We start from the raw sequence: 21,199 nt of genomic DNA, 5'->3' as shown, positions 1-21,199 counted from the left end.
TAAAAAAATAAATGGAATTGTTCTCAATCTATTACTGATTGGAACAGGCAGGCTTTTCCTGGCGGCTGTGATTCAGCGGATCTGCTCAACAAGCCCGTCATAAGAACCACCTATGATGGACCTGTTGAACAAAACAGTTCTTATTGCTTATATAATTTTTTTGTTTTTAATATGCTTCTTAATTATTTCGCAATAACATTTATTTCAATTAAAGTTCTTGATCATTTGCCAACTGCCGTTGTCCTGAATTATTGAAGAGAAAATTCCACCCCACCCAATGCGCGGCTCCTTTTATTCATTAATCGAGGAATATCATAACGGTTGGCATTCACAAATGCCATTAAGAAAAACATGCAGAGAGAACAGCAAAAAAATGTTCGTCCATTCTACGAATCAAAATCTATCAGGTGGTGCGCACTGTATAATTCCTGCCCAATTCACATACTTGGCTCTGTAAAATGAGCCATCCGCAGCTGCCGTTTTCGAATTAGCCCGATCGATCATTCTAGTATTTCTCGCAAACCATACTGTACGTATCCGGTTTACGGTCCTTAAAAATGGTGTAATAGCCCGATTTTAATTTAAGCGGCAATTCATAATCAAGTGGCGCAGAAATGTATCCTTCTTTCTCTTCATTCAGTTCTCTAATCGGTTCACCGAGAGGACCAATAATTTTGCTTCTTCCGAAAAATCCGAGCGTCGTATCGAAACCAACACGATTTGCTGCCGCAATATAGATAATGTTGTCTATTGCCCGTGCCCTAGCAACAAGATCCCAGTCCGCTTCATACGGTTTTTCCCAATTTGTAGAAATCACAAGAAGATCGGCACCGCGAAGGGCATAAGTCCTCGCTACTTCGGGAAATGATGTATCATAACAGATCATCATTCCTATTTTTCCAATTGATGAGTTGATTAGGGTGTATTCACAGCCAGAACGAAAATAAGTTTTCTCATTTCCAAAAAGGTGAACCTTCCGATAAACGCCCAATACGTTTCCATTATTGTCAATGAAGACCGAAGAGTTATACAGAACATCGCTTAGAATGGAATCCTGTTCTGGAAAACCATAAATCACATGAACCCCGTATTTTTTGGCACGCACTCCTATCCGTTTCATGCTCTTGCCGTACGGTACTACTTCAGCAAGGGCATGGAACTCTTCGTTACATTCATATCCTGATGTGATAAGTTCGGGGAAAATGATGAGGTCCGTTTCCGGATGTTCGATCATTACCGTATCGATATAACCTTCCATTTTGCTGATGTTTTCATCTACGCGGTACATAGCCGGTTCCATTTGAACGCAAGACACGTTCACTTTCATAAGTGACCCCCCAAAATTGTAGAATCTTATATTTGTTCCGTATTCGGATTTTCTTGTAGACCCATGTGCTGCTTAACAAAAATGTAAAATACAAGAGAAATCATCAGCCAGCCAAGAAATACAATCGGCAATACGGCCATCGGGAATGCAGGAAAGGGGTAAACACTTCCGATCAGCGGTATGCACAGTAAGATAAACGAAAGTACTGCCGTGACAACATGGGGCCATTTCAGTTCCTTTAATTTATAAAGAAGAAGAGGCGCTGAGACCGTCACGAGCAGATAATTAATTAAAAATCCGTAAACAGCCATACTCCCGGTCCAGTTGTACACATCCATATTTGTACTTCTGAGCAATTCCAAGGCAACAGGAAGGCCTCCTACGACAATTGAACAAACCATGATGGCGACATACGGAGTTTTGTTGATCTTGTGGCACTTGCCTACGGCATCCGGCAAATATCCTTCATGACTCATATGAAGCATGACTCTGGCCGCAGCCGTTATGGAAGCCACGCCGCAAGACCAGAAACTGACCATAGCGCCTATTGAAATTAAAAATCCGAGAATGCCAACGTGACTTTGCTGTGCAAGATAAGTGAGCGGCGCGGTTGATTCACCCAGCGAGGTTTTACTGCCTGCGAAACCCATGACCATGATCAAAGACATGGCCACAAAGAATATTCCTACGAAAATGCCGCTTCCAATGACTGCACGCGGTATGTTGCGCAGCGGTTCTTTGGCTTCCCGTCCCATAGTCGTCGCACTTTCAAAGCCTACAAAACTGAAGAAGGCAAAAACAAGCCCTAATCTTAGGCTGTCAAAAGACACACCTTTAAGATTAAACTGGGAAGTCCCAAGGCTGAACCCGTGATGAGTCAAAACGAGAATCCCCAAAAGAGTGATCAGCATTACAGAAATGGCTTCAAAAACGAGCATAACCTTGGCCGAAAGTTCGACACCCTTATAAGTCATAAACCATGCCGCTGCGGTACCCATGATAATAATCAGAGCAGGCGAAAGCTGAATACCCGCATAGGCCAGCAGATTATTTGCATAGTTCGCAAAACCGCAAAGCACTGCACTTCCGGTTACTAAGTAAGAGAACACCAAGCCGCTCCCGGAAACAAATCCGCCTGCGGAACCGATACCCTCTGAAATATACGTATAAAGAGCGCCTGTTGTGGCAGAACGCTTAGAGAATATGTTTATTTGCAGACTTAATAGAATGATGGCTAACGTTGCAAACACATATGCGATCCATGTAGCATTACCGGAAGTAGCAAAGACAACAGGTATGGTTATCGCCGGTGTCGCGGTCGGAGCAATATTTGCGATAGACTGGCCAAGAACTTCGATGAATGAAAGACATTGTGAACGGAGTCCACCTTTTTCTGAAGGTGCATTGACCATTGAATAACTCATTATTTCATCCCCTGACAGATAGAGTTGTCTTCAACAGCACCTTGTATTTTCTAACGCAATATTGCAGAGTTAACCATCATTTCTCTTTTTTTCAAATGACAGATCAATGTTTGTCAGTGATTTGCAAATTGTTTATTGTTTTCATCTGCCTTATCGGTTGCACGAACCGTCTATTTTTTAATTGGTTTAAACCCTCTTCAGCAATGCCGGGCCCTTTTTTGCAACTGATATCCGTGATCGTCAGAGCCGGCAAAAATGAATGCAGTCCCCATTTATTCCGTCATTCAAAAGAAATAAACTACAGTCACGCGCAAAGTGAACAATGATTCATTTTTGGGGGAGCGGGCAGTTTAGAAACACGAGCCTGAACAAATCCAAGCCGCCAACGGCACCCAGACGTCTGACATCACCTACGAAAGGATATTTTTTCTTTCCATTCATTGCTCGCTGCTTAAATAGTGATCCGATTTTCTCTGTCCTTTCAGTCAGGTCCCCTCTTGGAGGAAGATTTCAAAACAACCAACGCGGCCGACAGGAATTGCCGGAATTCGTTTCTCTAAGAAAGCCCTTCAAATTACAAGCATTTCAGCTTTTCCTGCAGCACCGCTGAGCAGACTGCTAAAAATTTTCACATCGCTCAATGTAAGATGGATACATAATCACATTAAATCCAGGATGAAGATCACTCTCCGGTTGTTTTTTGGTTGCTTCAATAACTTCGGGATGATAATGGCCAACATTTTGAACACCGATCATACCTGCAGAATCAATGAATCGATTTCCGTCAATGTCTGAAATTATGCCTCCTTACTTTGACAGTTATAGGAGGATTCCCATTCCCTACGGCAGCCGCCCAAACCGATCTCTCCTCCCCCGCCATTGTTTTGTGGATACAACTTTTGAAGATCCTTTAACACACCGCCACTCTTTTTTATAAATATTTTGATTAATTATTTCAATTTTGTATAGTATCAAAATTCGAATAATTTTGGTATCAGTATATTCGTGATCCCGTTGCTTTTTTCTGATTTTTACTGAGATATGCCTGAATTACAAATAACAAATAAAAGCAGATGCTATCTGAATAATTAGGCAACAGGAATATAATGTGTGTCATGTACTTGTGCCGTCAGAATGTGCAGGATCGCAAATGCAACATCTCTTAACCCAATCTTAAAGACCTGCTCCACACAGACTCATGAAAACCATAGGGCATGCCGTTATTTGATGATTTAATTAATCCTGTTGTTAAAAAGTCCCACAGCTTATGGCACTTTCCGCCCGTGCTTATATAATTATAAATAAATGCCCTGTTCGACTGGATTTTCAGACTGCAAAAATTGAAAAGCAATAAAGAGCTATCTGCATCAAATAATGAGACGGCTCCTTCAATTTCTTTCTATTATATATAATGGGTTTTTATTTCCCTGGCGGAGTAATTTCTTCCGGAATTAAACAGTTGTATTTTTTCCCAGACAAACGTTCTTTAAACTCTTGTTTGGCTTTAGCGAGAAGCTCGCTGTCTGTCAATGTCTGAATGGCCGTGCAGGCGATTGTTTTCCCGGCAAAAAGTGCGGCATTCAAAGCATACGACTGTGTACCCTGGGCGACGACCTGCCAGGTATGCGGAACTGTCCCGAAAGCCCATGTTGCTGTCATGCACTGAGCAGTCGGTACATTCCAGCTGACATCCGAAACATCCGTTGACCCCTCCATAAATGTGTCTTTTTCCGGTAAAGGAATGATCCAGTCTTCAATAGGCTTACTGGCTATTGCCGCCTTCTGATCCTGGTTCAGCTGGCTGAGTGCGTGTTTTTTCTCATTTTCGCCAAGCGAATCATAAATTGCCTGAATAAATTCAAGATCTCTTTTGCTGATTTCCGGAACTCCGATATTTTTCATGTAACCAAGCATGACCTGGTGAAGCGCCGTGTTGGGAATCAGATTATGGCATCCGCCTTCAATTTTGTACGACATTTTTGTTTCTGTCATCAGTGCCGCTCCGTGCGCCACATCGATCACACGTTCGAACAACGTTCGTACATCACCGGGTTTTGGCGAACGGACAAGATAGCGCACTTCAGCATGGGATGGAACGACATTCGGCGAGCTTCCGCCGGTATCCGTCACAGCGTAATGGATCCGCGCTTTATCCGGCATATGCTCTCTTAGATAGTTGGCGCCAACATTCATTAACTCAACGGCGTCAAGCGCGCTTCTGCCAAGCTCCGGCAGGGCCGCCGCATGAGCGCTGACTCCATCGAAGGAGAAACGCGCCTCGATCACCGCATTTGATGAAGTCTGCCGTACAACGTTGACTGAACCCGGGTGCCAGGAAAAGGCGGCGTCCACATCCTTAAAGCAGCCTTCTCTTGCCATGTATGCTTTTCCGTTTCCGCGTTCTTCAGCAGGGCACCCATAGAAACGGATCGTGCCTGCCAGATGATGTTGAGCAATATAATCTTTTACGGAAAAAGCCGCTGCCAGAGAACCCACGCCTAACAAATTGTGCCCGCAGCCATGTCCGCTGCCGTTTTGTATGATCGGATCATGAACCGCGCTGTCCTTTTTCTGGCTGAGTCCGGCGAGTGCATCATATTCACCCAGGATAGCAATGACAGGTTCCCCTGATCCATAACTTGCAACAAATGAAGTTCTTAACCCGGCAAGATCTTTCTCAATGGAAAAGCCTTTCTTTACAAATGCTTTGATTAATAGATCCGCAGACTTCTGTTCCGCAAAACTTAATTCAGCATAGGACCAAACCTGTTCACTTAAGCTGGCGAACAGTTCAGTCTGGTCTTCAATCCGTTCATTCACTTTCTGAATAATGTCTGTTGTCATCATTCGTCCTCCCGCACACTCAATTCTTTGCAAATTCTTTCAGCAAATAAACCATGTGCAATGTTCCGTCTATATAATCTTTGATCCGGATCGATTCATTGGGAGCGTGTGCTTTTGATTGTGCCCAGCCTACTCCTGTACTGACAATAGGCAGATGTAAATATTTATTAAAAATATACATCGGTCCGGTGCCGGGGGACGTCGGATAAAGAACTGTTTCGGACTGATATGCCTCTTGTGCCGTCTCATTGACTAGTTTTACGAATGGATCGTTAATATCCGATCTGTAGGCTTCCTGCGAATTTATCAATGTTACTTTGATGTCGGAAAAACCATGCCGCTCCAGATGGCGTCGGATACACTTGTAAAGATATTCCCCTGTCTGTCCGGGTACCATCCGGCAATCCAGCTTCGCGCTTGCTTCTTTGGGCAGGACCGTTTTGGATCCTTCGCCTGTATAGCCGCTGATCATGCCGCATAGAGTCATTGTGGGATAAAACATCAGTGCCTGGCGGGGGTCCTCTCCGCGCGCCTCTGTGATCAACGGCCGTTTCAATCCATATAAACTTTTCAGTGCTTCCTCATTGAAAGGCAGGTTCCCGGCCCATTTTGTCAATGCTTCGTCAGGTTCTTTAATCTGATCAAAAAATCCTTTTACCAAAATGTCATTATTTTGGTTTTTCATACTTGACAATGCCTGTACAAGACGCCACGCTGAATTGTCGATGCACGCCGCCTCCGATGAGTGTATGTCAATTTCTGCACTCTTTGTCGACAATTCGAAATAGGCAGATCCCTTTATTCCTCCGTAAAGCTGCACTCTTTCTTCATCGTCCTTACTTCCGAACTCCCAGATACAAGCATCGGCACTGAATAATTCCCTATACTTTTTCAGATAAGGTTCCAGATGGGCGCTGCCGCTCTCCTCCTCCCCTTCAATTAAAAATTTCACACGGCATGGCAGCCCCTCTCTTTCCTGAAGCGTTTTAAGAGCAGCAAGACGCTGTATCAGTGATCCCTTATTATCTGCAGTCCCGCGCGCATAGAGCACACCGTCTTTCAGCAGCGGTTCAAATGGTTTTGAATGCCACTCTTCAAGCGGATCGGGAGGCTGGACGTCATAGTGGTTATAAAAAAGCAAGGTTTTGCTTTGATTCCCGTGCGGATCTGCAGGAAAGAACCCATAGACAACCGGATTTCCGCCCAAATCATTGAGTATTTTCGTTTTCCCGCCGAATGCCTCAAGCTGTCCGGCAACAAACTCAACGGTTTCAGGTATTGCGCGGTGCTGAGCGGATACTGAGGGCAGACGTAAATAATTATTCAATGTTTCCAGAGATTCCTGTGCAAAATAAGCTGCTTTTTCTTTTAATACTTCCCTCTCATTAATCATTCACATAAAACCTCCGTTAAAATACTGGCATTCATTTGCTTCCAAATAAAATATGAACAGCTGATTTATATGCGAATCAACTGTTCAGGTCTTTCAGTTCACCATCGTAGAAGGATTACTTGCTGCTCTTATATGTCCAGTTCTGAAAGTTATAGACTGTTCCGGGCCAGAATGTTGAAGCACCGCCGGCAGCAATATTATTGTTAATTACAATCATCTGATTGTCTGAATAAAGGGTTAGAATCGGCATATCTTTATCCCATATCTGCTGCAGCTGATTATAGATCACTTTCCGTTTCGCCGGGTTCGATTCGTTCAATCCTGCCTGAAGAAGACTCGTGGATTGCGGATTATCATACTTCATAAAGTTATAGACGCCATTGGGTCCATAATAGGCTGACTGATCAGGATCGACATAGCCTCCAAAACCGATCAGCAGCAAATCAAATTGTCCTGCTTTGCCTTTCTGCATGACAGTAGGGAAATCATAAGTCGTTTCGCTAACTTTAACTCCAACGGCTTTCAGATTCTGTGCGATAATATCGCCCGATTGCTGACGAACCTGATTACCGATCGGAACAACCAGATTTACTGTCTTATTGAAATCCCATCCGGCATCTTTGAGCATTTGTTTCGCCAGCGCCGGATCATATTTGATCAGCGGCAGGTCCTTATCCAGATAAGGGCTGACCGATGTATACGGACCGTCAACGATCTGGCCGTTTCCTTGCAGGAGTTTGCTGACAATCTGCTGACGATTGATCGCATGGGCGAAAGCGAGGCGAACCTGGGGATTGGTAATTGTTTTTGTGTTGAACATCATTGTTTGATAGCCGATCTGCGGTGCCGTAATCGTTTTAACATTTTTTAAACCTTTTACTGTTTTATAGTCCTGAACAGGGATAATCCCGATACCGCCGGCTGCATTCATTTGGATCGTTCCCGCCTGCAGCTCGCTGGCAAGGTTAGGTGCCTGCATGATCTTTAGAAAAAATTTAGGTGTTTTCGGTTTGCCGAGATAGTAGGAGTTGTTCGCCTGATATTGAATGTATGCATTCTTACTGTATGTGACAAACTTATATGGCCCGTCCGTTACATTCGGACTCTGCATGTACTTGCTGTTGGCCAGATCCTGCGGTGCAATATTCTTCAAAATATGCTGGGGCAAAGTAACAATCTTCGTACCGATTAATTCTTTTACGTAGTTTGGATCAATGGGTTTTTTCGTCTTGAAAGTTACCGTGTGCGCATCAACCTTTGTCAGATCGGGAATTGAAGTTATTCCTGCAGAAAATTTGCCGGTTGATGTCAGCCCCTCAAGTACCGAAATATTGGACCCCACAGCTGTTTCTGTTTTGGGATTGGCAATCAAATTGAAAGTGAAAATCACATCATCGGCAGTAACCGGTTTGCCATCGGTCCATTTCGCTTTCGGATTCAATTTAATTGTATAATTCTGATTGTCAGCAGTTGTAATCGAATCTGCCAGCTTCGGTACAAATTTCAATGGGGCTGTCTGATCCAAAAATGTATCAAACATTAAACGCCCCGCAAACTGTCCCGCGATATCGGCTGCGTTAATCGGATCAAATGTTGCCGGCGGATTAACCATCCCCATCGTGATTGTGTCACTGGCAGATCCGCTGTTGGAGGATGATGAGCCGCAGGCCGTGAGTAGGGCAATTGACAAAGCTAGAAATGAAGTCAGCAAGTATTTTAGAATATGTTTTCCCTTTGGAACGGATCTTGTATGTTTCACTTTATCTGTTCACATCCTCTTTTTTTTATGTGCTGCTTTATTTCGCTTGCTGCGATTCAACGGCATCGCGAAGTCCGTCGCCAACAAAGTTGATGGAGAGGACTGCTAAAAGAATCATTAAACCCGGCGGAAACCACAGCCAGAACTGCGATGACAAAACGGTTATTGATTCCGCTTCAGTCAGCATGTTGCCCCAGCTGGCGGCTGGCGGCCGAACCCCCATTCCTAAAAAGCTCAGTGAAGCTTCCATAATAATTGCCGATGCGACACCAAAGGTTGCGTTCACCAAAATCGGTGCCAGAGCATTGGGTAAAATATGTTGAAAAATTATTTTCGGCGTCGAATAGCCAAGTGCAACACCCGCCTTTACATAGTCCATTTCTTTTATAGAAAGCACACTGCCCCTGACCAGGCGGGCAATGGCCGGCCACCCCAATAAACCAATCACAATGGTAATGTTTGAAAGACTGGGTCCCACAATGCTGACAAGCACAAGAATGACCATAAAATAGGGGAATGACATGAACACATCTGTCACTCTCATAATTGCCATATCTACCCACTTGCCGAAATAACCGGCCAGCAGTCCGAGAACGATTCCGATTGCAACATAGATTGCGACGGCCCCAATGCCAACGGTTAACGAAACCTGCGACCCGAAAATCAGGCGGCTCAACACATCCCTGCCAACCTGATCGGTCCCAAGCAAGTGGGCTGAGGACGGGGAGGCATCAAAATCATTAAAAATTCTGTTAGGATCATATGGAGCAATTAAAGGTGCGAGAAAAGCAATAAGAACAAATATTGCAAAAATAATCAATCCACAAAAGGCCATTTTATGCCTTAAGAAGCGCCTGGTAACCATGTGAAGATAACTTTCTTCTCTCCCCAGTTCTTCCAGAACTGCTTCCCGGCTTGTTAAGTCGGCAGTTTCCGGCACATTCCTGTTAGGATTCAGCCTCATCGCCATGGAATCTCCCTCCTTTCTTTATTCATATCTGATTCTCGGATCAGCCACCGCGTAAAAAACATCGGTGAGCAGGTTCGCAAGAAGAACCGCAATAGCTGCAATTAAATTGATTCCCATCAGTGTCGAATAATCTCGGGAAGAAATAGACTGGATGGTTAACAGGCCAAGACCCGGCCATTGAAAAACCTGCTCTGTAACGATTGCACCGCCAATGAGCATGGGAATATCGATTCCGATAACTGTAATAATCGGTATCAGCGCATTCCGCAAAGCATGTTTATTTGTAATGATAAATTGACGCAGCCCCTTGGCTTTTGCCGTTCTCAGGTAGTCTTTACCTAGAACATCCAGCATGCTTGAGCGAACATAACGAATCATATTTCCCGCTATTCCTGTAGCGAGGACGGCAACCGGCAGAACAAGATGAACAAACAGGTCTGAAAAACTGCTATTCCCGCCAAGCGTGTTCATTCCTCCTGTGGGAAACAAAAGGACTTTCGTTGCAAATAAATAAATGACGCCTAATCCTAAAAAGAAGTGCGGGACGGAAACACCGAAAAAAGAAAAACCTGTTGTTAAGTAATCGACCCATGAATTTTGTTTTCTCGCAGAAATGATTCCTAAAGGTATGGCAATCAAATAGCCGACAATTAACGAGATTCCCATCAGCATCATGGTTGGTCCGATGTGTGAGGCAATGAGTGACGTTACGGGTTCACGCGTTGAATAAGAAAAGCCGAGATTTCCCTGAATCAGCTGTCCCAGCCAATGAAAATACTGGATAATAATCGGCTGATCAAGACCGAGTGCATGCTTCTCCATCGCAATTTGCTGAGGAGTTGCCGATGGATTGACATACATATCGACAGGATTGCCGGGTGCCAGATTGATAATAAAGAAATTCAGGATCGTCACGCCGAGAATAACCGGAATGGCAATTAATATTCGTCGCACAATATATTGAAACAAATCATGTCACTCCCTTCAGTCAGATGGATAATGGAAAATGGCACGCCACCAGATGATCCGTTCCATTCAGTCCAGGTACTTTCTCATGGCATATATCCTTAGCAAAAGGACATCTCGTATGGAAAACACATCCTTTCGGGGGATTCGCCGGGCTCGGCACATCGCCTTCCACGACAATCTGTTTACGATCACGCATATGAGGATTCGGAACAGGATAAGCATTCAGCAATATCTCTGTATAGGGATGCATAGGATGTTCAAAAATTTCTTTTGTTTTCGCCATTTCCATTATTTTTCCTAGATACATGACGGTGATCCGGTCACTGATGTATTTAACAGCACCAAGACCGTGGGCGATGAAAACGTAAGTCAGATTAAATTCTTTTTGAAGATCTTTCAATAGGTTCAACACCTGCGCCTGAATGGAGACATCCAGCGCCGATACCGGTTCATCACAAATGATCAGTTTCGGATGGAGCATGAGTGCCCGGGCGATGCCGATCCTCTGCCGCTGACCGCCTGAAAATTCATGAGGATAGCGATTTTTATAGTGTTTCGATAATCCAACCGTCTTTAGGATATGATTCACTTTTTCACTGGCCTCTGCTTTGCCTGCCAGTTTATGAGCGAGAAGCGGTTCAGCCAGTAAATCACCGATTCTTTTTCTTGGATTCAGGGAAGAGTATGGATCCTGAAAAATGATCTGCAGATCCGTCCGCAACTCGCGCATTTCTTTCTTCGAAATACTCGCCAGATCTTTACCCTCAAAGATAACCTGCCCCGCAGTCGGATTTTCCAGGCGAACAAGCGAACGCCCCGTTGTCGACTTGCCGCAGCCGGATTCTCCGACCAGCCCTACTGTCTCTCCCGGATATATAGAGAAACTTACACCATCCACCGCTTTGACATAGCCAACGGTTCTCGAAATAATGCCCCTTTTGACCGGATAATATTTTTTTAGATTTTTAACCTCCAACAGCGGCTTCTCCTGCTCAGTCAACGGCTTATTCAAGAAACCACTTCCTTTTCATCCTGCTTTTTTTCAAATTCCTTCTCCTCTTTTTCGTAAAGAAAGCATCTGATGCTGTGTGACTTTTTATCTTCAATCGGCCTTAATTCCGGCTTCTCTTCCAGACATCTTTTCATGGCAAACGGACAACGGTCATAGAAGCGGCAGCCCTTGGGCATATTATAGACACTCGGCACAGATCCGGGGATTGACTCCAGCCGCATATCATCAGGATTTGTAATATGGGGAATGGATTTCATCAGGCCCAGTGTATAAGGATGCTTCGGATTATCAAACAATGTAAAAACATCTGTTTCTTCGACAACCTGGCCCGCATACATGACCGCAACCTTGTCAGCCATTTCCGCTACTACGCCTAAGTCATGGGTAATCAGAATAATAGCCGTCCTGGATTCTGAACGAAGTTCCTTCATCAGCTTGAGAATCTGTGCCTGAATGGTTACATCCAATGCAGTTGTCGGCTCATCTGCAATCAGCAATTTCGGCTTGCAGCTGAGTGCCATGGCAATCATAACGCGCTGCCTCATTCCTCCCGACAAACGGTGCGGATAATCGTCAATGATGCTTTCGGCTCTCGGGATCCCTACCTTATTCAGCATCTCAACGGCATAACCCTTTGCCCTTTTTTTTGAATAACCCATATGCAGCCTTATACCCTCAGTTAACTGATCGCCGATCGTTAAAACCGGGTTCAATGAAGTCATCGGTTCCTGAAAGATCATCGAGATCTCATTGCCCCGCACTTTGCGCATTTCAGCCTCGGACACATTGACAAGTTCTTTTCCATTAAAAAGAATCGAACCATGAGTCACAAATCCATTCTTATCCAGAAGATGCATGATTGACAGGGAAGTAACTGATTTACCGCAGCCGGACTCGCCAACCAGACAAATGGTCTCTCCTTCTTTCAGATCAAAACTGACTTCGTCAACGGATGTAACCAGACCCTTCTCCGTCTTAAATTCCGTTTTAATTTTGTCAACCTGTAAGAGTTTGCCCAAAGTCTCTTAACCTCCCTAGATCATTTATCAGCTTTTTACAAGTTCGCTGAGAACCGGCGTTTCTGAAGTGCAGAGATATTTATCAACCATTGCCAGAAATGCTTTGCCCGCTACAATCATCACGCGTTCATCAAAATTGAACTTGGGATGATGGTGAGGATAACTTGCGCCGATTTCAGGATTGCCGGCACCGGTAAACCAGAAAATCCCCGGCCTCTCCAAAAGAAAGCCGGAAAAATCCTCCCCGCCCATCTGCGGCGCAATTTCAACCGCTGTGTCTTTGCCAAAAGTTTTATCCATAACTTTCTGAAAGACGTCGGACTCTTTTCCGTGATTGTAGACCGCCGAATAACCATCCAAGTAGTCAAGCGTACCCTCCGCGTGGAACGCTCCGCAGACATTTTCAATGATGCCGGCCATCTCGCTTTTGATTTTGCTGCGGATGTCTTCATCGAATGTTCTGACCGTCCCTTCAAGAAAAGCAGTATCGGCAATGACATTGGCTGCAACGCCGGAGTTGAACTTGCCAATGGTCAGAACCGCCGATTTGACTGGATCAACTTCCCGGCTGACGACCATCTGCAGCTGATTGACAATCTGGGAGGCAACGGCAACGGAATCCACGCACAGCTGCGGTGCAGATCCATGTCCGCCCCGTCCCTGTATTTTGATTTTGAAGTAATCGGCTGATGCCATAAAATAGCCCTTACGATAGCCGATCGTCCCAAACGGAACCGTACTCCATAAGTGAGTACCGAAGATAACGTCGACTCCGTCAAGACAGCCGTCTCTGATCATAGCCCGCGCTCCGCCAGGCGGAAACTCCTCAGCCGGCTGATGAATCAGAACAATATCTCCTGACAATTCGCTGCGATGAGCCTGAAGAACCTTTGCCACTCCCAGGAGTGTCGCTGTATGGCCGTCGTGGCCGCAGGCATGCATGACACCATCAACTTTCGACTTGTAGGGAACGTCTGTTTCTTCCTGGATAGGAAGTGCATCAAAATCCGCTCTAAGCGCCACGGTGATGCCAGGTTTTGAACCGTGAATTCTCGCGACAATCCCATATCCGCCGACATTTGTTTTTATATCATCAATGCCGAAACTGTTCAGTTTTTCGTAAATGAAGGCAGAAGTCTCTTTTTCATGAAAGGATAGTTCCGGATGCTGATGCAGGTATCTGCGCCATTTCACCATACTGTCGTACGAATTTTTCAAATTTTCTTCCCATACTTTGTTCATCTTTGTTCCCTCCGGAATCAATTTATTAATGGCGAAAGATATTGGATTATTTTTAGTCGAATGATAATACTATATTTTCAGAATATAGGACTAATAAAGCTATTATAAAATAATATCTGACAAAAATAAATAGCTAATCTTTTAATTTTTCTTTTATATTACATATATTTGTTATTAATTATAACATATAGTGTTAAAAACATTGACTTATCTTTACGGAACTTATTATTATTTTAACAATAGAGGCTCAATTACTAGTTTTATTATAAAATTCAATATATAATGTATTATCATAATAATGTTTTTATTAATTAAACAATACTATATTTTATATTATTCAGTATTGTTTAATAAAAGATTCCAGTACATTCTTAGACTGGATTGTTGAATCGTACTGATCGAAATGAATTTGATCTGCAAAAGAAAAAGGTTTGCCGATCATACATTTATGCCTCGCCCCGATTATATTAACAAATTAAATTAAGGAGCCCATAGCATGTCTCAATCGAACCATGAAATTGTGATTTCGGATGAAACCAACCAGTTAATCGCAAAATTGACAGCCCTGACCGAAGTTAGAGAGGCCATAGCCTTTCTTAAAGCAGATAACGGAAACACGGCAGCCGAACAGATAACATTGACTGAAATTCCCGCTCCGCCTTTCAAAGAAGACAAACGGGCTCTGTGGATCGCCGAACGTTTCCGGGAGCTCGGTTTGTTGGAAGCCGGCATTGACGGTGAAGGAAATGTTATAGGCCTGCTTGAGGGGATTCAATCAGACCCAAAGATTGTTATCGCCGCCCATCTGGATACTGTTTTCCCTGAAGGAACGGACACCCAGGCAAAGATTCAGGACGGCATCATTTACGCTCCCGGTATTTCGGATGATGGCCGGGGCCTGGGCGTGCTTCTCTCGATTCTGAGATCTATCCGGGAAACCGGAATAAAACCCCTGCACAGTGTTCTATTCGTCGCAGATGTCGGCGAAGAAGGGCTTGGCGATTTACGCGGGATCAGAGCCCTTTTCCATGAACGCAGCGATATCGGCGGTTTCATCTCCGTCGAACCGGGTGATCCGGCCGGGCTCGTCTGTACAGCCGTCGGCAGCCACCGTTACCGCATCCGATTCAGGGGACCCGGCGGGCACAGCTTTTTTGCTTTCGGTACCCCGAGTGCTGTTCATGCATTGGGCCGCGCGGTATCTCACATAAGCGATATTCATATTCCGGACAATCCTGCAACTACATTTACGGTAGGAACAGTTAACGGAGGAACGTCAATCAATTCGATCGCTGAGGATGCGTGCATGTCGCTGGATATGCGCTCAGTTTCAACGGACGCGCTGATTACACTGGAAAAGCAGATATTAGATCTCGTGCGAAAAGCGGCCGAAGAGGAAAACAAACGATGGAATGCGAAAGGAACGATTACCGTTTCTTTTGAAAAAGTCGGAGAACGGCCCGCTGGTTTCCAGACCCCTGATCGGCCGATTGTCCAGGCAGCCGCCGCGGCGGTAAGTTTTCTTGGTTTTTCACCAAGATTACGAGCTTCAAGTACCGATGCAAATATTCCGATAAGCCTTGGTATCCCGGCAATCACAATGAGCGGCGGCGGAATCAGCGGCAAGGAACATACGCTTGAAGAATTTTTCAATCCTGAAAAAAGCTTTCTCGGTGCTCAGGCCGTCCTAATCACGCTGCTGCTGCTCTCCGGCATGAACGGGTACACAGATTCATTAATCCTTTAAATACCGATTGGCCGAATTTTTTCATGAATCATCCCTGATGATGCCATGAAATGGGGATGAAGGAGAATCAGATCCCGCCTGCATGCAGCATTCATATAAACTTGACAAAGGAGATGTTAATGATGATTAAAACTGCCGAAGAAGCGCAACTGGAGCAGCAGCTGACCGATTACCGCCATCAACTTCATGAGCATCCCGAGCTGTCATTCGAGGAATATGAAACCACGAAAGCCCTTGAAGGCTGGCTCACTGAAGCAGATATAGAGAGGGTTGATCTTCCGATGAAGACCGGTGTCCTAGCCGTTATCAGGGGCAAGAAATCAGGACCGACCATCGCTCTTAGAGCCGATATTGATGCGCTCCCGATTCAGGAAAATACCGGTCTTCCCTTTGCGTCTCAAATCTCTGGAAAGATGCACGCCTGCGGCCATGACTTCCATACAGTTTCCATTCTCGGTGCCGCTCTCCTATTGAAAAAAAAGGAAGAGGAGATGGAAGGAACCGTAAAAATTATTTTCCAGCCGGCCGAGGAGAATGGCGGAGGCGCGGTCAAGGTCCTGAAAACCGGCGTTCTTGATGACGTTGAAGCGATATTCGGGATGCACAATATGCCGTATATTCCGACAGGGACGATTGGGATCAAATCCGGTCCGCTGATGGCCGGTGTCGACAGATTCGTTATTGACGTCGAAGGAACCGGAACTCACGCTGCCGCACCGGAAAAGGGTATCGATTCGATTGTCATTGCTTCTCATATCATTACTGCGCTTCAGACCGTTGTAAGCAGAAATACATCCCCTTTAGACAACGCTGTTATCAGCATAACGCGGCTGGAAGCCGGCAATACGTGGAATGTACTTCCTCAGACAGCTCAGATGGAAGGAACCGTCCGCACATTTCAGGAACACGTACGGGACGGTATCCCCGCCAAAATGCAGAGGGTGGTAGAAGGCGTCGCGCAGGCGCTCGGTGCTAAGGGAACGCTGCATTATACGAAGTTGGGCCCCGCATTGATCAATGATGAAAAATATGCGGAGTGGGCGGTGGAAACCGCCGGGAAATCAGGCCTTAAAGTCATTTCTCCTGTTCCTTCTTCCGCAGGCGAGGATTTTGCGGAATATTTGAAAGAAATTCCCGGCGCATTCTTTTTCATGGGTGTTTCTGGAACTTCGGATCTGCACCACCCTGATCTGATTATCGATGAAAGAGCCATTCTCCCCAGTGCGAAATTCTTCTCCAATCTAGCAGTCGATTTTCTTAAAAAAATGAGTGGTCCTAAAATGGAGATGTCATAAGAAAACCGAGAGAGTGGTTGCTTTCTCAGGCTTTCTGAATAATCGATAAGGAGATGCCGGATTTATGTCAAACCGGTACATCTGCCCTTCCAAAACGCCCGGCACAGTCAACACCCTTGGATTTCGCCGTCATGTTACCTATCACTTGCTGTAAGATAGCCTCCGGCCGAAACATTTCCGATTGAAACGCATTCTGAAGCTCCGTATCGGCGCCCAACCCGGCGGGCCTGAAATGCTCCCATTCCTACGGGCTATGTCAGCATACTAAGATTTAGGAACCGTTCAAAGTACAAAAAAAGCGGGATGATCGCTTTTCAGATCTTCTCCCCGCTTTTAAAGCCTCATATTTACTTTTATTCTCCAAGCACTTCTACTAAACATTGGCGATTTCTGCTGCGCGTATGATCCCAATCTACAAAATAGATATATCCCACTTTGCCAATTTGAATCACACCATCCTGAATAATAAACGTTTCACTGGAGCCTAACAATGAGCCTCTGATATGGGCATCTGTATTTAATAAGGAGTGACGATCAGGTACCATGACTGTGCCTTCCGTTGCCGTATCTGTCTTCGATACTTCCTCGGCAAACTTTGTATGTTCGGGCCCCGGATGGTAATATTGTCTGTCCGACGTCGTGATTGGTACAACTTTTTCAAGGACGTTGTCCAGATCCACCTGTAAATATTCATCTCCATTATAATTACGGTCATGTGAATATTCTTCAAAGAATACTGAGCAGGTCGTATGCGGTGTCGAGACAACGACAATGCCGTTTTTTACATTGCTTTCTTTCACAATTCTCCTAACTTCATCGGTAATTTCATGGTAAGATGGGCGGTTACCGTTTGACGCAAGAACTAATTTATCATTATGAATCAACATATTATCTCTTCTCCTCATCTTGCACTTTTTTCAATGCACCCATCATTTCGACCAGTTTGGCTTTTCTATCCGGAGCTTTGATAATACCGCTTGTTCCGCCGGTACCGTCGGCTCCGCCCCTCAGAACCCGGTAAACATCGTCTCCGGTGCTGACACCTGCTGCCTGCATAATCAGAATGTCAGGACTCACTGACCGAATAGCGTGATTCGTTTGCTTAATATATTCATCATCGCTTGTATTCCCTGTTCCTATTAAGCTGGTCGGCTCACAAATCATCATGTCCGGTCCTAATTGAGCCACCGCCTTACACTGTTCCACAGTATCCGCACAAACAATAGTCAGCAATCCGACCTCGCGGGCTCTCTTTATGGTTTTATCAAGATTAGAAAGTGTCAGCGGATCCTCTGCATGATTCAGCACAACGGCTTTAACTCCCGATGCTTTGAGCGCTTCCGGTAAAACGTGTCCCATTCCCCGCCCCGGAACTAAAGGATCCATGTGCTGTGCAGTTACAATCAGATGCGACGTCCTTTCGACAATTGCCGGAATATCAACGAGCTGAGCGGTAAATAAACAGTCAATATCATTTTCTTTTGCCAACTCATCAGTAACTAATGCCAGATTTAGAACTTCTTCTCCATAAATGTATGCCTTCGGATTCACAATGAAGAAAGGTTTCCTGATTTTTACTTCTGTCATTAATTGAACAGCCTCCTTCGTCAAGAAACTTTATCTAATATTTTTACTTGCTTTTATAGCGCTCCGTATGGAAAACATGATAGTAGTGCGCCGCCATTTCTTTCATACCCTCGTACGCGTGTTCTTCAAGCTCCAAATACGTTCCGGGATTATTTTCCCGCACTTTTTTCAGAGCAGCGATCGTAATGTCTGTGAAGATATTAATCTTGCAAATACCGTTTTCCGTAACCCTGGAAAGATTTTCGTCGCCTGTTGAAGAACCCCCATGCAGAACCAAGGGAACAGGAACATTCGCAGATAATTCTTTCAATCTGTCAAAGTTAATATGGGGAACGCCCTTGTAGGTACCATGGGCAGTTCCGATCGATACTGCAAGAGAATCAACGGCTGTCTGATTCACAAAGTCAACGGCGGCATCAACTTGTGTATATCTTGTATCGCTATCGCCGGCTTGATATTTGGAACCCGTACCGACATGTCCGATTTCAGCTTCTACAACAACGCCCCTGCTATGAGCAAAATCAACGATTTCGCGGGTTCTTCTAACATTTTCAGCGAAAGTTTCCTGAGAAGCGTCAATCATGACCGATGTAAAACCATTGTCAACAGCGTATTTAATAATAGACGGAGTCATTCCGTGGTCCAAGTGCAGTACAACAGGAATATCAACTTTATTTGCGTAATACTTTCCAAATTCCGCAGCCTCTTCGGTAGTCATATAAGAACGATGCGATTCAGCACAGGCAAGAATGACAGGCAAATTCAAATTCTGAGCAACTTCCAAATATGCTTTTATTGAAGCCCGGCTCCAGAAATTAAAATGTGGAAACGCAAAATGTTTTTCTTTCGCCGTTTTTAATAATTCAGTTGATGTAACAAGCATAAGCTGTTACCCCCTATAAGAAATTTCATTTTCCATTCATTAATGACTTTTTTCAATCTCATCCTTGATTTTTTCGAAAACTTTATCAGCGCCGACACCTGTTAATAAAGGAACACCATTAATCACTTTGTCCTTTACATGGTCGGGGACAATTGTTGTGCTGATGACAATGTCATAATCGTCCAGATGATTTACCTCATCTGCAATCTTACTTTGATACAGAGTGACCTGTTTATCTAAACCCTTAGCTTTCAAAAATGCTTTCACTTTACCGGTTACAACAGTGCTTGTAGCCACACCCGTTCCGCAAACGATCATCAGCTTTTTCATATTCCACGACTCCTTTTTATTGTTATATTAGGATTCCGACGGATCTTCCGGGCTGTCCGGGGATTTCCGAATCTTGTTAAAGTAGATTAATCCCGCAAAGACGATTACTCCTATTATTGAAATACCAGCCCAGCTGATAACTTTTCCCAATCCGACGATAAACCATGTTGTCCAGACACCGCCATCACTCAATACGCTGATAGAATGGCTGCCATGCAGATTGAACTTTGCCGCGATAGCCGCTTTTGTAATCAAAGGCGCTGCCCAGGAAGCAACATACAAACTGACTGCAATGTCAATGGCACCGCCAATCACCGTTCTAAAAATATCGCCTCTGAAGACGGCGGCCATCAAAGCAATCATAAACGGAATGGTTGCTAAATCCCCGAAGGGAAGCACCTTATTCCCTGGCAAGATAACGGCAATAAGCAATGTCAACGGTACCAGAATTAACGATGAAGAAAGTACCGATGATTGACCTACAGCAAGAGCACTATCCATGCCTATAAATAGATTGCGGCCGGGAAATCTCTTTTGGACAAAATCATTGGCGCCTTCAGAGATCGGCGTCAGACCTTCCATTAACAGAGAAACCATTCTCGGCATTAACATCATCACTGCACCGGTATTGACTGCCAGCTGCAGTGTTGCACCGATCGAATATTTAGCCAACAGCCCGATGATCAGGCCGATAATCACACCCATCACAGTTGAATCTCCAAAAACACCCAGCCGTTTTTGTACCGTTTCCGGATCAAGTTTGATTTTATTAATCCCCGGAATGCGATCAAACAGCCAATTGAGCGGTAATGCTAACAAAAACCCCGGTGCTGAAGATCCATGCGGAAAAGTAATGTTCGGCAGATGATAGTATTTTTGTACGGTCCGAGAACTCAAATCAGCTAACAGATAGAGCAGAGCAGCATGAATCACCATTGTATAAATACCCAGCCAGAAATTCTGAGAAACCGCGTAAACAAGCGACCCGGTGAAGGCAATATGCCAATAATTCCAGACGTCGACATCCAGCGTTCTCGTCAAACCTATAAATAATAAAATCACATTTGCAATAATACCGACCGGAATAGCCATGCTTCCTAAAACTGTACCATAAGCAATTGCCGATGCAGCGGGCCATCCGACATCAATCGAGTTAAGATTAAGTCCATAGTTTTTTACCATTGCCTGTGCTGCCGGGCCAAGATTTGTGGTTAAAAGGTTGATTACTAAATTCAAACCGACAAATCCGATTCCAACAGTTAGACCGGCTTTAAAAGCCTTACCAGGTCTGATTCTTAAAATAAGCGCAAAGATAAAGAGCAGGACAGGAAGCATAACACTGGCTCCCAAACTGACAAACCATTGAATTGCGGCCATATAATTCCCTCCAAACAATTT

18 protein-coding genes are annotated in these 21,199 nt (G+C 44.7%); 2 read left to right on the top strand and 16 right to left on the bottom strand.

From position 1 onward, the window contains the following. Positions 1-505: 505 nt before the first annotated feature. The 11 genes from OYT88_RS10345 to OYT88_RS10295 all read right to left on the bottom strand — a co-directional run bounded on the left by OYT88_RS10345 (position 506) and on the right by OYT88_RS10295 (position 13,959). On the bottom strand, positions 506-1,327 hold the full coding sequence (locus OYT88_RS10345) for a carbon-nitrogen hydrolase family protein (protein ID WP_274399839.1): 822 nt from the start codon (positions 1,325-1,327) through the stop codon (positions 506-508). A 26-nt stretch (positions 1,328-1,353) separates the two neighbouring features. After that, positions 1,354-2,751, bottom strand: coding sequence for an APC family permease (locus OYT88_RS10340; protein WP_274399838.1), 1,398 nt, complete (start codon positions 2,749-2,751; stop codon positions 1,354-1,356). Between the two features lie 618 nt (positions 2,752-3,369). Then, a complete protein-coding gene (locus OYT88_RS10335; RefSeq protein WP_338000549.1) occupies positions 3,370-3,549 on the bottom strand; it encodes an aminotransferase class III-fold pyridoxal phosphate-dependent enzyme in 180 nt (59 codons plus the stop codon). A 621-nt stretch (positions 3,550-4,170) separates the two neighbouring features. Then, complete coding sequence (locus tag OYT88_RS10330; protein WP_274399837.1) at positions 4,171-5,598, bottom strand: M20 family metallopeptidase; 1,428 nt, start codon at positions 5,596-5,598, stop codon at positions 4,171-4,173. A 16-nt stretch (positions 5,599-5,614) separates the two neighbouring features. Then, positions 5,615-6,988 carry a M20/M25/M40 family metallo-hydrolase gene (locus tag OYT88_RS10325; RefSeq protein ID WP_274399836.1) on the bottom strand — a complete coding sequence of 458 codons (1,374 nt, stop codon included), beginning with the start codon at positions 6,986-6,988 and terminating at the stop codon, positions 5,615-5,617. Positions 6,989-7,103: 115 nt separating this feature from the next. Next, a complete protein-coding gene (locus OYT88_RS10320) occupies positions 7,104-8,747 on the bottom strand; it encodes an ABC transporter substrate-binding protein (RefSeq protein WP_274399833.1) in 1,644 nt (547 codons plus the stop codon). Positions 8,748-8,784: 37 nt separating this feature from the next. Then, complete coding sequence (opp4C, locus tag OYT88_RS10315; RefSeq protein ID WP_274399831.1) at positions 8,785-9,717, bottom strand: oligopeptide ABC transporter permease; 933 nt, start codon at positions 9,715-9,717, stop codon at positions 8,785-8,787. A gap of 18 nt (positions 9,718-9,735) precedes the next feature. Further along, positions 9,736-10,686 carry an ABC transporter permease gene (locus OYT88_RS10310; RefSeq protein ID WP_274399829.1) on the bottom strand — a complete coding sequence of 317 codons (951 nt, stop codon included), beginning with the start codon at positions 10,684-10,686 and terminating at the stop codon, positions 9,736-9,738. A 19-nt stretch (positions 10,687-10,705) separates the two neighbouring features. Beyond that, positions 10,706-11,698 (bottom strand): ABC transporter ATP-binding protein, encoded by a 993-nt coding sequence (locus OYT88_RS10305; protein ID WP_274399827.1) that lies wholly within the window; start codon positions 11,696-11,698, stop codon positions 10,706-10,708. Beyond that, positions 11,695-12,717, bottom strand: coding sequence for an ABC transporter ATP-binding protein (locus OYT88_RS10300; protein ID WP_274399825.1), 1,023 nt, complete (start codon positions 12,715-12,717; stop codon positions 11,695-11,697). The genes OYT88_RS10305 and OYT88_RS10300 overlap by 4 nt, the downstream gene beginning before the upstream one ends. A 27-nt stretch (positions 12,718-12,744) precedes the next feature. Then, entirely contained in the window at positions 12,745-13,959 is a 1,215-nt protein-coding gene (locus OYT88_RS10295; RefSeq protein ID WP_274399823.1) for a M20 family metallopeptidase, read from the bottom strand. A gap of 496 nt (positions 13,960-14,455) precedes the next feature. Between OYT88_RS10295 and OYT88_RS10290 the strand changes: the two genes are divergently transcribed. Continuing rightward, entirely contained in the window at positions 14,456-15,706 is a 1,251-nt protein-coding gene (locus OYT88_RS10290; protein WP_274399821.1) for a M20/M25/M40 family metallo-hydrolase, read from the top strand. Positions 15,707-15,828: 122 nt separating this feature from the next. Next, a complete protein-coding gene (locus tag OYT88_RS10285; protein WP_274399820.1) occupies positions 15,829-17,001 on the top strand; it encodes an amidohydrolase in 1,173 nt (390 codons plus the stop codon). Positions 17,002-17,354: 353 nt separating this feature from the next. Here OYT88_RS10285 and OYT88_RS10280 read toward each other — a convergent pair whose 3' ends face one another. From OYT88_RS10280 to OYT88_RS10260, 5 genes are read right to left on the bottom strand one after another with little or no spacing between them, the layout of a single operon-like run. Then, positions 17,355-17,888 carry a YjbQ family protein gene (locus tag OYT88_RS10280; protein WP_274399819.1) on the bottom strand — a complete coding sequence of 178 codons (534 nt, stop codon included), beginning with the start codon at positions 17,886-17,888 and terminating at the stop codon, positions 17,355-17,357. A 1-nt stretch (position 17,889) separates the two neighbouring features. After that, positions 17,890-18,588 carry a triose-phosphate isomerase gene (locus tag OYT88_RS10275; RefSeq protein WP_274399817.1) on the bottom strand — a complete coding sequence of 233 codons (699 nt, stop codon included), beginning with the start codon at positions 18,586-18,588 and terminating at the stop codon, positions 17,890-17,892. A gap of 43 nt (positions 18,589-18,631) precedes the next feature. Further along, positions 18,632-19,471: a class II fructose-bisphosphate aldolase gene (locus OYT88_RS10270; protein WP_274399815.1), complete on the bottom strand. Its 840-nt coding sequence runs from the start codon at positions 19,469-19,471 to the stop codon at positions 18,632-18,634. A 39-nt stretch (positions 19,472-19,510) separates the two neighbouring features. Further along, entirely contained in the window at positions 19,511-19,801 is a 291-nt protein-coding gene (locus OYT88_RS10265; RefSeq protein ID WP_274399814.1) for a PTS sugar transporter subunit IIB, read from the bottom strand. 27 nt (positions 19,802-19,828) lie between these two features. Next, entirely contained in the window at positions 19,829-21,178 is a 1,350-nt protein-coding gene (locus OYT88_RS10260; protein WP_274399813.1) for a PTS galactitol transporter subunit IIC, read from the bottom strand. Between the last annotated feature and the right edge of the window lie 21 nt (positions 21,179-21,199).

Origin of the sequence: Sporolactobacillus sp. CQH2019, from assembly GCF_028765345.1 — a bacterium.
Taxonomy (GTDB): Bacteria; Bacillota; Bacilli; order Bacillales; family Sporolactobacillaceae; genus Sporolactobacillus.
Note: the sequence above shows the minus strand (reverse complement) of the source record. Positions and strands in the feature narration are given on the sequence as shown.